The sequence below is a fragment of the Vibrio sp. PNB23_22_6 genome (assembly GCF_052877535.1).
In genome coordinates this window covers 88,501-101,482 of the sequence record NZ_JBNFXP010000008.1, presented here as the reverse complement: position 1 = coordinate 101,482, position 12,982 = coordinate 88,501, and the positions used below count along the sequence as shown (strand labels likewise).

7 protein-coding genes and 1 pseudogene are annotated in these 12,982 nt (G+C 45.8%); 7 read left to right on the top strand and 1 reads right to left on the bottom strand.

The genetic code is table 11. The features are described 5' to 3' along the window. Positions 1 to 297 precede the first annotated feature (297 nt). Positions 298 to 2,412: an alpha-galactosidase gene (locus tag ACVA54_RS08840; RefSeq protein WP_446642624.1), complete on the bottom strand. Its 2,115-nt coding sequence runs from the start codon at positions 2,410 to 2,412 to the stop codon at positions 298 to 300. An 829-nt stretch (positions 2,413 to 3,241) separates the two neighbouring features. Between ACVA54_RS08840 and ACVA54_RS08835 the strand changes: the two genes are divergently transcribed. From ACVA54_RS08835 to ACVA54_RS08805, 7 genes and pseudogenes are all read left to right on the top strand, one after another. Continuing rightward, positions 3,242 to 4,483 carry a carbohydrate porin gene (locus ACVA54_RS08835; RefSeq protein ID WP_446649529.1) on the top strand — a complete coding sequence of 414 codons (1,242 nt, stop codon included), beginning with the start codon at positions 3,242 to 3,244 and terminating at the stop codon, positions 4,481 to 4,483. Between the two features lie 70 nt (positions 4,484 to 4,553). Beyond that, positions 4,554 to 5,429 (top strand): MalM family protein, encoded by an 876-nt coding sequence (locus ACVA54_RS08830; protein ID WP_446642626.1) that lies wholly within the window; start codon positions 4,554 to 4,556, stop codon positions 5,427 to 5,429. A gap of 90 nt (positions 5,430 to 5,519) precedes the next feature. Next, a complete protein-coding gene (locus ACVA54_RS08825) occupies positions 5,520 to 8,612 on the top strand; it encodes a beta-galactosidase (RefSeq protein ID WP_446642627.1) in 3,093 nt (1,030 codons plus the stop codon). A 201-nt stretch (positions 8,613 to 8,813) separates the two neighbouring features. Next, positions 8,814 to 9,242, top strand: a pseudogene (locus ACVA54_RS08820) (substrate-binding domain-containing protein); the annotation flags it as partial. Between the two features lie 168 nt (positions 9,243 to 9,410). After that, positions 9,411 to 10,742 carry a PqiA/YebS family transporter subunit gene (locus tag ACVA54_RS08815; protein WP_446619270.1) on the top strand — a complete coding sequence of 444 codons (1,332 nt, stop codon included), beginning with the start codon at positions 9,411 to 9,413 and terminating at the stop codon, positions 10,740 to 10,742. Next, complete coding sequence (gene pqiB / locus ACVA54_RS08810) at positions 10,735 to 12,381, top strand: intermembrane transport protein PqiB (protein ID WP_446649528.1); 1,647 nt, start codon at positions 10,735 to 10,737, stop codon at positions 12,379 to 12,381. Before ACVA54_RS08815 ends, pqiB begins: the two co-directional genes overlap by 8 nt. Then, positions 12,381 to 12,950: a PqiC family protein gene (locus ACVA54_RS08805; RefSeq protein WP_099079560.1), complete on the top strand. Its 570-nt coding sequence runs from the start codon at positions 12,381 to 12,383 to the stop codon at positions 12,948 to 12,950. The genes pqiB and ACVA54_RS08805 overlap by 1 nt, the downstream gene beginning before the upstream one ends. The last annotated feature ends 32 nt before the right edge of the window (positions 12,951 to 12,982 follow it).

Below are 12,982 nucleotides of genomic sequence, written 5' to 3'. Positions count from 1 at the left end.
CGATACTAATGCTACTCACACACTGAATGCCTTACTGTGATCAAAAACCGCTTTATGGGAACGTTTACAGGCAAGTTTTCAAAATGAGACATCGAACAATATTTAGACCTATTAATGGGAGGATATCGTGTTATTTGGGCATTTTTATCAACACTTTACGTTCATTAAGCATGAGAACGATTTCAAATATCCAATTAAAACCAACGCAAAAAGCCGTACAACCTTATAGGTTGTACGGCATACGTTTACGGTTGATAAGCGATAGGTCTCGAATATCGCGAGGTTTAGGGAAAATTGTTAACTGATACGCTCAAACTTCACCAACATTGCGCTTTCTGCATCAAGAATTGGCATGGTTAATCCGATCTCTTCACACCAAGCTCCTGAGAGTTCACAGCCTGATTCAGTCCAAGGCGGTTGGTAGTTAACAATGTCACCGTAATTCGATGGTTTATCTAACACAGACACTCGGTATGTCGCCTTTGGCTCTAACCCCGGTACTCGTAAGTGACCACTCAATGAGTTGGTTGGCATCGCGAGCTGAGCAATCATCACCACCGCTTCCGATTGGTCATGAGAAACCACCGCATGAATTTGATGTGCTTTATCGTCGGTTGGGATTCGCCAAGTTCTGCCGCTGTGTAGCAATGGACGCAGCATTTTGTGCAGCTTGATGTAGCGTTCAAAGCCTTCTTTTTCCACTTGTTCTTCTTTCACTGGGTCAAGCTCAATCCCCATATGACCGAACAGTGCCGTAAGCCCTCGGAACTCGATACTGTGACGACGGCGTGTACTATGACAATGACTCGCACCAATATGGCTACCCATCACTTCTGGCGGGAAGAAGTAGCTCATACCGCGTTGAATGGTTTGACGCTCAAGTGCGTCGTTGTTATCTGAAGCCCAGAATCGATGAGTCCGTTTCAGCACTTCAAAGTCAATACGACCACCGCCTGCCGCACAAGATTCGATCTCGACATTTGGGTGTTTATCACGAACTTTATCCACTAAGTCATAGTAACGTTGGGTTTGATTGTGCGCAGACGCCTGACCAAGATGCGCAGGCTGAACGACTTCACGATTCATATCCCACTTAATGTAGGCGATATTGTAAGTCGATAAGAAGTGATCCAATCGCTCAAACAGGAAGTTAAACGCATCATCATTTTGTAGGTTAATCACATATTGATTGCGACCTGTTGGCTGCTCGTAGCCGTCAACTGCTAACAACCATTCTGGATGAGCACGATATAAATCCGAATCTTTATTGATCATCTCTGGCTCAAACCATAGACCAAATTCCATACCGAGTTTATTCACGTGCTCAACAATCGGCAGCAAACCATTTGGATACTTAGTTTCACATAGGAACCAATCCCCTAGCCCAGCTTTGTCACCGTTGCGCCCTTTGAACCAACCATCATCAATGATAAAGCGTTCAACACCCATCTTCGCCGACTGAGTTGCCATCGACATGATGTATTCTGGATCGTGGTCGAAATAGATGCCTTCCCACGTATTGAGGTGGATCGGGCGAGGTTTTTCCGTGAAATCACTCGGTAGAATCGTTTCACGCACATGAGAGTGAAAATGATGACTCATGCCATTCAAACCAGAATTACTGTGGCTGGCATACAACCAAGGAGTCGTAATACTCTCACCTTCTTTTAAAGCCACTTCACCAGGCAGGTAAATAACTTCAGCCTGCATGTAACGGCGACCATCGGCTTTCACGTCTACACGCAATCTGTGGTTGCCACTCCATGCGAAATGGAAGCCCCACACATCGCCATTCATTTCATCAAAGTGAGTCGTGCCAACAACAAGCGCAGGATAATGTTCATGTGAAGTACGTCCGCGGCGGTTTTCTTGTTGGTAACCGCCTTGCAATAGCGGCTGACGAACCGTCTGGAATTCGTGCACCCAACGGCCGTAGTAAGTCATCAGCTCATTTGCACGAGCGGGTAAAGGTAAGGTGTTGGCAAGACGGTTGACTTGGTAAACACCAGATTTAACGTTAGTCAATGTATGGCGAGTTTTCACAACATCGTGTGCATCTAACTTGAGCTCTGTCGTCAAATGTAAGCCTGCAATGGTGTCTTCGCTTACAATCATTAAACTATCTTTCGTCTGTTGAACATCCGTGATAACAAACACAGGAGCCCAATCTTGCCCGTTTCGGTGCCCCTCTACGCCTGGGCTGCTGAAAACGCCACGACCTAGCTCAGGGTGCAAAGTCATTGATACGTCCACATCTAGGCGTCCGTATGGCACAGGGCGATGTAGAGCTAAACGGTAACGTTCAAGATCACCACCGACTTTTTGTCCCCAATGTAGGATCTCGGCGTACTCTCCTAACTCTACAATCAATTGCGTCTGCTGACCTGCTAGCTCAATCAGTGTTTTGTCCATAATCTTGTCTTACCTTGGAACTGGAAATTACGTCGCATCATAATGAAAAAAACAAAAGAATCTGTGAGCAACGCCAAAATCATGGGAACGTTTACAAAATTATTTTTGAAATTATATGCCTCATCGCTATCCCTTACTCCCACTTATATTACGCGCCAATCAGTTGATAAAAATCTAAGTTTCTTTGGTTACTGACTCCTTTAAGACTCTACACGTAAAAACAAATAAAACACCGATTTGTAAAGAATTTTTCACAATTTAACTCACTACCTCACCGCAACAAAAGAATAAATAAGGCTACGAATCACTCAGTTGAAAGCCTCACCTCTTGAAGTGGTTAACTGACCACCGTATTCTTGTGGCTTAGAGATTCTTTATGAAGTGTCTCTCTTGGGTCCTAACTCAAAATCCCAGTTTGACGATGCGGCAAATGCTCGTGTGCAGTGCGCCCGCGAACCATTTGTTGTATATACTTCCTTGTCTCACATGCCCAGTTGATTTCAATTGGGCTCTCTTTCCCCCTCTGTCCTTACTCAAAATAAAATCTGTATAAATCAGGGTATAACATAGAACAATCTTCAATTTCTTTTTTAAACCTCCTACATTTAAAGATAACGATTTCAACTGACAAGAACAAAAAGTAACCTCAAACCACCTTTCAAACCTCCATTTAAGTGACCCGAATCACACAAAATAGTAATACCCCCCTCATTACGACAAAAATGCCAACCTTGTCATGTAAACGTTTCCAGAGTTTATTTACACTGCGTAGCGAGTTAGGACTCAAACCAAAAAAAATAAATCCATATAAATGAAATGGAGACACTTCATGAAACAAAAGACGCTTGTAAGAGCGCTTGGGTTAACCCTCGCCCTAACACCGCTTGCTGCGATAGCAGCAGTGGAAAACGTAACGTACTTTGGCTACGCCAAGTGGGGCAACATCTACACCGATAACGATGAACAGAATGATGGGAAAGGTGAACTCAACCATGTGATTCGTGCTAGTCAAGGCTACGGCAACTACCGTTTGGGTAACGAACTGAACTGGTGGGAAGCAGGCTTGAAAGCAGACGTTTGGCAACAAGGCGATGCGTACTTTGACACCACGTTATACCTTGGCAGTGGCGAAAGCTGGGGGGACGTTAGCCTTATTCAAATGTGGTCCGCAGGTCACGGCCTGTTCGATGGTCAAGCAGAAGCCACGATTTGGGCTGGTGAGCGTTTTTACCGTCGTCATGAAGTCCACATGATTGACATCAAATACTGGGATACGTCAAGCACGGGGATCGGTATTGAAAACTGGGATCTTGGTTTTGCCAAAGGTCACATCGCATGGATGGCACCAAAATCCAGTGCGGATGGCCGCAGTTTACACAACATCGACGCACGTTTGAGCGGCATTGAACTGAGCGACAGCGCAGATCTTACGGTCGGTTTGAACTATGTGTTCACTCAAAACTCTAGCTATGACGAAAGTGACATCACCACTTCTGGCGCCATGCTTTCTGCACTTTACCGTCAAGCTTGGAACTATGGTTCAAACACATTTGCTTTCCAATACGGTACGGATGCGCTGGCTGGCGGTTTGATGAGCGCCGAAGGTGGTTCTGATCGCAAGTACAACACAGGTGTTGCACACGATGGTTACAGTTGGCGAATCTTCAACTCTGGTGATCTAAACATAAATGAAGATTTCCAAGTAATGTATTCCATCGCATACCAAGACAAAAATCTTGATAACAACGATGGCGATAAATGGTTCAGCGTTGGCGCACGTCCTCAATACAGTTGGACAGAATTCTTAGCGACCGCACTTGAAGTTGGCTACGAATCGGTAGAGGCTCAAAACGGTGCCGGCACCAACGACATGTATAAAGTGACCGTGGCGCAAATGTTCCAAGCAGGCAAAGGCGTTTGGGCTCGTCCATCCATTCGTCTATTCGCAACATACTCAGAAAAAACCGACGAGTGGAACCGTGGCGGCGAAGTCTACGGCCGTGCACAAAGTATAAATGTGAAAAATGAAGACGAAGTGACTTTCGGCTTTAACGTCGAAACATGGTGGTAACCCAAACCGGTTACTATTTTTGATCCCAACGGGGGTGAGTAATGCGCTCACCCCACAAAGGACAACACAGATGAAATTAAAACCGCTAGCAACTCTATTCATTGCTCTGTCACTTGGCGCATGCAGTGGATTATCAGAGCAAACCTTCAATACCGATTTGAGCCAACCACAATGTTGCTCAACGTTAGACGCTTTGCCTCTGACTGCCCTATCGATTCCTTTCCACCAGCAAGTGGTCATCGATGCGAATCTGCCAAGCTTAAGCGGTGCGGTTTTACTTTCTTCAGGTTCTGCTTCATCCAAACCGCTCCCAGTGATGAGCTACCAAATCACTTCTGACGCGCCATTCTCACTCTTAGTGCGCTCTTATGTTGATAATAACGCTCTATTTGCTGCGAACGTTCTTATTTATGACGCGAAATGGCAGCTTTTATCCGATTACTCCGCAACAGACTTCAACTACCACACAACTGGCATGCGCGGTTTAGAGCGTATCGAAAAAATGGTAACAATAAACCCGCAACTCAACGGTGCGGAGTACATCGTGATTGCTTCAGATCCATCACTATTAGGCGCGGATCTCAACCGTAAGCGCCAAGAAGAAGTCTACGCAGAAACGCAAAACGTCATTGGCAGTAAACAACTTCCGCTCACAGCTGAATTCCAACCTTTTGGCGTTATTGATGTCACGGCGAGTGCCTCCGACAACAACGCCGTATTGACGCTTTTGGCGGAATTAGGCACGCATACCAACGACACCGCAAAAGCAGAGTTAACCCCTGCCGCATCCCCTGAAGCACAAGACGAATGGACACTGTACCAATCTCAAATCGATTCAGCACTTAAAGACAACGACGTAAAACAAGCCGCGGCGATTGCCAACCAAGCGGCTGAGCAAGGCTTTACCCAAGCAAAAGATTATCTCGTGAAGCAGTTAGCAAAATAACGCTTCACAACAAGACCAAAAACACCCTCGCTACGGACTCAAATTCCGTCGCGGAACAAGATTAGAAACAAAAAGTTAAGTAGGAAAACCATGAAGGCATTTTCAGAAATTATCCAAAGACGCGACTGGGAAAACCCGCAATCAGTGAACATTCACTGTCTTAAGGCTCACAGCCCTCTTTCCAGTTTCCGCTATATTGACCATGCTCGCGATGGTATTCAAGCCCAGCGTCAATCGCTGAACGGACAATGGAAATTCAAACTGTTTGATGCGCCAGAGCAAGTTGACGGCGAATTCATCGAGTCACAATTTAATGACAAAGACTGGGACGAGATTACCGTACCTTCAAACTGGCAGATGCAAGGTTATGACAAACCGATCTACGCTAACGTGAAATACCCATTTGAGGTAAACCCACCGTTTGTACCAAGTGATAACCCAACGGGTTGCTACCGTACTATCGTGTCACTTTCACCAGAAGATTTAACCAATACGCAGCGCATTATCTTTGATGGCGTGAACTCGGCTTTCCACCTCTGGTGTAACGGTACTTGGGTTGGCTACAGCCAAGACAGCCGCCTGCCTTCTGAATTCGACCTAACGCCTTACCTTGTTGCAGGAGAGAACAACTTAGCCGTAATGGTGATTCGCTGGAGCGATGGCAGTTACCTAGAAGACCAAGATATGTGGTGGCTAAGTGGTATCTTCCGCGACGTGACTTTACTGTCAAAGCCACAACACTGCATTGAAGATGTATTCATCACGCCTGATTTAGACGCGTGTTATCGCGACGGTTCACTGTCAATTGTGACTTCTATTTCTGCGCCAGACACCTACCAAGTTCAAGTGCAGCTGTTTGATGGCAAACACGCCGTGACAGAGCCACGCATCGACCGTCCACATAACCGTCGCATTGACGAACGTGGCACTTGGGATGATGTGGTATTCCAAACGCTACACGTACGCGAGCCAAAGAAATGGACGGCAGAAACACCGAACCTTTACCGCTTAGTCGTTTCACTGTTGGATGAAAACGGCACGCACCTAGAGAGCGAAGCATACCCTGTGGGTTTCCGTAAAGTGGAAATCACCGATGGTCAATTGAAGCTAAACGGTAAGCCTTTGCTGATCCGCGGCGTGAACCGTCACGAACACCACCCAGAGCTAGGTCATGTGATGACGGAAGAGGACATGATCCGTGACATCTGCTTGATGAAGCAATACAACTTCAACGCGGTACGTACGGCGCACTACCCGAACCATCCTCGTTGGTACGAGCTGTGTGACCAATACGGCCTATACGTGTGCGATGAAGCGAACATCGAAACTCATGGCATGCAACCAATGAACCGCCTATCGAGCGATCCACAATGGGCGCACGCTTACATGAGCCGCTACACCCAAATGGTGATGCGTGATAAAAACCACCCTTCGATCATCATCTGGTCTTTAGGTAACGAGTCTGGTCACGGCAGTAACCACAATGCCATGTACGCTTGGTCTAAAAACTACGATCCTTCTCGCCCAGTGCAGTATGAAGGCGGCGGTTCAAACACCACAGCAACCGACATCATTGCGCCAATGTACGCACGTGTGAATACCGACATCAAAGACGAAGCCGTGCCTAAATGGGCAATCAAGAAATGGGTGTCACTACCAAACGAAACTCGTCCTTTGATTTTGTGTGAATACGCACACGCGATGGGCAACAGTCTGGGTAGTTTTAATGACTACTGGGATGCGTTCCGTGATTACCCTCGCCTACAAGGTGGCTTTATTTGGGATTGGGTGGACCAAGGCTTGAGCCAATGGGATGAAAACGGCCAACACTTCTGGGCTTACGGCGGCGACTTTGGTGATGAAATCAATGACCGTCAGTTCTGCATCAACGGTTTGATCTTCCCAGATCGCACGGTTCATCCAACGTTGGAAGAAGCAAAATACTGCCAACGCATGATCACCGTATCACTACAAGAACAAACCCAAGACGCTTGTTCACTATTGGTGACTAACGAGAACTTGTTCCGCGCGACCGATAATGAGCAATTGAACTGGTCTCTATTGGAAGATGGCAAAGTCATCCAAACGGGGTCGTTCGCACTTAACGTGGAAGCCGACAGCCAAACTAGTATTGAGATTGCCCTTAACTTCGCACCAAAAGCGGAAGCGCAATATCACTTAAATACCGACGTTACTCTGATTGCTGCAACGCCTTGGGCAGGCGCAGAACACGTAGTCGCTTCTGAGCAAATGGTGCTACGCAATAAAGCTGGCCTTGCTCTGCCAACATTAGAAACGCAACAAGCGCCAATGCTAACGCAGCAAGACAACGCCATTTTGGTGTCTAGCGTGGATGAAAAACATCAATGGCGTTGGGATAACCAAACTGGCTTGATGACAGACTGGCGTGTCAATGGCGAAGCACAAGTGCTTGCGGCACCACAAGATAACTTCTTCCGCGCACCACTGGATAACGACATCGGTGTGAGCGAAATTGACAACGTCGATCCAAACGCTTGGATGTGTCGTTGGGACATGGCGGGTATCGGCCAGTGGGAACGTCAATGCGTCGTTTGCCACAGTGAGACCCTATCGCATGCAGTGAAAGTGACTTCGACGTTCGCTTACCACTTTAATGGTGAAGTTCAGGCGATCACGACTTGGACGCACACACTGAGCAATAACGGTGAGATAGCACTGGCTGTCGACGTGAAGTTGGCTGATGATTTACCACCAATGCCACGTATCGGTTTAGAGTTCCAACTGCCATTGAATGATCAACATGCACCGATCACGTGGCAAGGTTTAGGTCCATTTGAAAACTACCCTGACCGTTTGGCAGCGGCGCGCTTCGGCCAGCACACACAAACACTTGAGCAAATGCACACGCCATACATTTTCCCTACCGACAGCGGTCTGCGCTGTGGTACGCAATGGTTGAAGGTGAATGAGTTAGAAATCTCGGGTGACTTCCAGTTCAGTGTGAGTCAGTACGCTCAACAACACTTAGCTGCAGCGAAGCACACCAATGATTTGGTAGCAGAAGAGAAGATTTACGTACGCCTAGATCATAAACATATGGGGGTTGGCGGTGATGATTCATGGAGTCCAAGCGTACATAAGGAATTCCAGTTAACGGACAATCAATACGCTTACAAAATAACGTTCAAACCAGCTCAATAATCGATTGATGACATAACCACAAAACACGTCAGTATGGCTTAATCCCCAAGTTTCGGCTTGGGGATTTTTTGTCTAACTGTTTTTATCAACTCACTAATACCTTGATACACCGCCACTATTCTCACTTGAGAGTTCATCCCCCGCGCATTGTTAAATGAATCAAATATATTATCCTGAGCTCCCTATGGCTACCATCAAAGACGCCGCGACGGTTATCTTGATGCATTGCGAGATAACGGCATTGAGAAGCATGAAGAATACATTGAATACGGCGAACCGGACGAAACTGGCGGCGAACAAGCCATGGTCAATTTACTAGCCAAAAACACGCCCATTACAGCCATCGCAACTTACAACGATTATATGGCAGCCGGGTGCATGACACTCCTGCAAGAAAATGGCATTCGCATTCCTGAAAACATGTCTGTTATAGGCTTCGATGATGGCCATATTGCACGCTACATCTACCCTCGCCTCACTACGATTCGGTATCCGATTCAAGTCATGGCGAATGAAGCCGTTAAACTCTCCCTGCAATTAGCCAATCATCAAACATCAAAACACCCTGAGCATAAGCTTTTCATGCCGATTCTCGTCAGACGTTCCTCTGTTGGCAGTATCACGGCCTAATAGCAGCAAAAATGCCCAGATATTCCCAAGCTGCCTCACGATACCTTGGTATGTAACGCGACTCTCTAAGCATCAGAAGTAAGATGCTTGTAAGACTCGCTATGTAAAACAAGCGCATATTTAAAAAAAGGAGTATTCTTAGATATAAAAGTCCGAAATAGTTACTGAATGAGCATTCAACCCAATTCACGTCAATTAATTGCCTGCGAAGAGTGCGGCTTAGTCGTTCGTATCCCGGACATTGAGCAAGGCCAAAAGGCACAGTGCCCTCGCTGCGAGCACTCGCTAACCAAGATCAATGCCAAACCTTATCAGAGCATTATCGCGGTATCTATCGCCTGCCTGATTATGCTGGTTTTAAGCGTTTCTTTCCAATTCATGTCTTTTAGCGTGCAGGGATTATCGCAACAGATTACCTTAATGCATGCAGCAGAAATGCTCGCAGAATTTCACTATGCTTTACTCGGTGCACTTTTGCTCGCCACGGTTTTAGTCCTGCCCGGCATCTATATCAGCCTTATTCTGTTTCTTCATCTAGAAGCACTGAAAACACACCAACGCACATTATCTCGAAAGCGCCAACGTACGGCGAAAGTGCTATGCAGAATTATCTTCCGTATCGAGCCTTGGCTGATGGTGGATGTATTCTTGATTGGTGTATTAGTGAGCTTGGTAAAAATCGCTGCCTTGGCCGAAGTCGGCATGGGGAACTCCTTCTGGGCGTTCTGTTTGTACGCGATACTCGTAGTGAAATGCATCTCAATGGTAGACCGGAGTTGGTTATGGGGGCACTTCATCCCTGTCATTGAATTAGCGAATGTCAAAGAAGGGGACACCCACCACAGCCACAACCACATCGGGTGCCATACATGCCACCAAATAAACCCTATTGAAGATAAAAAGCACCAAAAGTGCATTCGTTGCCAAAGCCCGATTCACAGATACAACCCAAGTGATAATCTTCAAAAAGCATGGGCGCTGCTGTTTGCCTCGGTGATTTTCTATATCCCTGCCAATTTGTATCCCATGATGTACACCGTCAGCTTGGGCAAGTCAGAAGGTTCAACCATCATGGAAGGGGTAATATTACTGTGGCATCTGGGCTCTTATCCCATTGCAATGGTGATTTTCTTTGCCAGTGTTTTTATTCCAATGGCAAAAATGTTTGCATTAGCTTGGCTCTATTACAATGCGCAAAAAGCTCGAAGCTTGCCTCCGGAGGAGAGTATTTCTCGCCTTAAAATTTATCGTATAACCGAATTTATTGGCCGTTGGTCAATGATTGACATTTTTGTGGTCGCTATCTTAGTTGCTTTGGTTCAACTGCATAACTTAATGGCGATTTACCCAGGCCCTGCGGCGTTATCATTTGCTGCCGTAGTCATTTTAACCATGCTTTCTGCCATGACTTTTGATTCACGTTTGCTTTGGCAACAACCTCAACATAATACGCAGAAACCACGAACGAATAACTTAACTGAGAAAGCCAAATATGAGTGATGATAATCAGGCAACCGCTCAAATAAAGCCTAAGAAGCAAGTTTCTGCAATATGGATTATTCCTATCCTAGCACTCGCAATGGGGGCGTGGATGTTATTCCAATATATAACCAGTACTGGCCCTGAAATTACCTTAGAGCTTCCAACCGCTGAAGGGATTGAGGTTGGAAAAACGGACATTAAAGCGCTGAACGTTAAAGTTGGCACCATTACCAAAGTAACGTTGAGCAAAGATTATGACCACATTATTGCCACGGCGCAGATGGATCATGACGCAGCTCGAATGCTGCGTGACGATACATTATTTTGGGTCGTTAAACCAAGGGTTGGCCGTGAAGGCGTTTCCGGATTAGAAACACTTCTCTCAGGCGCTTACATACAACTTCAACCTGGAAAATCCGGCAAAGAGAAACGTAAATTTACTATTTTAGATACGCCTCCTGTTGCTCCGCCTGATGCGAAAGGCCTAAGAGTTGTATTGACTCATCCCGAGGCAGGAAAACTCGGCGTGGGCGACCCTGTCATTTATAAAGGCTTTACCGTAGGACGCGTCGAAAAAACCAGCTTCGACGTGAAAGATAAACTTGCTCATTATCAGCTATTTATATTCCAGCCATACGACAACTTGGTTCGAACTAAGACAAAATTTTGGCTAAATTCCGGTGTGGATTTACAGCTTAATGCAAATGGTTTCGACTTAAAATTTGGCTCTTTAGAAAGCATATTAACAGGGGGGGTTACTTTTAGCATTATTCCTGACAATAGTATCAGTAAACCCTTAACCAAAGAATTAGTGCATTTTCGTCTTTACGACGATATTAAGCAGGTACGTGCAGACATGTACAGCAATTACGTTGACTTCGTTATGCTGTTTGATGAATCCGTTCGCGGTTTGAAAACGGAGGCCCCCGTAGAATATCGTGGTTTAAGAATTGGTACGGTGATGAAAGTCCCGATGGATTTATCACATAGTAACAACGAGTTTTCCGTAAAAAATATTCCCGTTCTTGTAAGAATTGAGCCAGGACGTATCTACGAAAACTTCAATCCAAGTTTATTACAAGACTTTAAACGCGAAATAATGTCTGAGTTTTCCAAGGGCTTGCGCGGCACGCTAAAAACTGGCAGCTTGCTGACTGGTGCATTATACATTGAAGCTGACTATTACTCTGATGAATCTAGTTACACTGCAAGTGAATACTCAGGTATTGATGTATTTCCGACTAAACGCGGCAGCTTTGCTCAGGTTCAGATTCAGATCAATGATTTTCTTAAAAAAATAAACAACTTACCTTTAGAAGATGCACTTTCCTCACTCAGTACAACATTGAATACAACCGATAAAACCTTGGCTTCAATCCAGCAAACGGTAGCCAATGTAAACCAATTGCTGACCTTGAATGACACTCAACAGATTCCGGAAGATATTCGCCAAAGCCTCCAACAACTGCAAAAAACGCTAGATGGCTACGGCCCCAACTCAACCATGTACAGTGAAATGGAATCTACGCTGAAAGAACTTGAGCAAGTCATGTCTGAATTCAAACCAGTGTTGAAGCAGCTTAATGAAAAGCCAAACTCTTTGGTATTTGGCGAGGATGACGTCAAAGATCCGATCCCAGTTAGAGGGCAAAAATAATGAAACGTGGACTTTTATTGATTTCCGCCCTGCTAGCCGGTTGTAGCAGTGCACCGGAAGAAACCGGAGCCTTGTATGTATTACCGGAAGCCAATGTAGTAATGATAAGTAATAGCGTGATCGCACAGCGACCTCAACTCGTTGTGTATCCCGTCGAACTTGCGAGCTATCTGGCAGACAGTGGCATCGTGTATCGCACTTCAGAAATGCAAATCATTCAAGCAAAAAACAATTTATGGGCGCACAGTATTTCAGAGCAAATTACTCAACGCGTGATCGATGAACTGCGTGCTAAACAAAGCCAATATTGGCCCGTTGAAGTGGATAACCTGCTCGCTCAAAGCAACGAGAGCAAGCTACAACTGACACTCAACAAATTCAACGGAAGCTACCAAGGCAATGCTGAACTTGAAGGTGAATGGCGAGTGATCAATGCCGATGGCAAAGTAACAACGAGAGCCCCTGTAAGTATCTCAGTGCCTTTGCAAGATGAGGGCTACGATGCCTTAGTCGATGCTTTGTCAACGGGTATACATCAGCTAACTGACCAAATGGCTAAGAATATATAGCGACACATTGCCTGACAGAAACGAAAAAGCCC

Bases quoted from the DNA above. Each gene is read 5' to 3' on its own strand.
- ACVA54_RS08805 (WP_099079560.1), top strand. From the start codon at position 12,381: ATGAAACGTGGACTTTTATTGATTTCCGCCCTGCTAGCCGGTTGTAGC.
- ACVA54_RS08815 (WP_446619270.1), top strand. From the start codon at position 9,411: ATGAGCATTCAACCCAATTCACGTCAATTAATTGCCTGCGAAGAGTGC.
- ACVA54_RS08830 (WP_446642626.1), top strand. From the start codon at position 4,554: ATGAAATTAAAACCGCTAGCAACTCTATTCATTGCTCTGTCACTTGGC.
- ACVA54_RS08825 (WP_446642627.1), top strand. From the start codon at position 5,520: ATGAAGGCATTTTCAGAAATTATCCAAAGACGCGACTGGGAAAACCCG.
- ACVA54_RS08840 (WP_446642624.1), bottom strand. From the start codon at position 2,412: ATGGACAAAACACTGATTGAGCTAGCAGGTCAGCAGACGCAATTGATT.
- ACVA54_RS08835 (WP_446649529.1), top strand. From the start codon at position 3,242: ATGAAACAAAAGACGCTTGTAAGAGCGCTTGGGTTAACCCTCGCCCTA.
- pqiB (WP_446649528.1), top strand. From the start codon at position 10,735: ATGAGTGATGATAATCAGGCAACCGCTCAAATAAAGCCTAAGAAGCAA.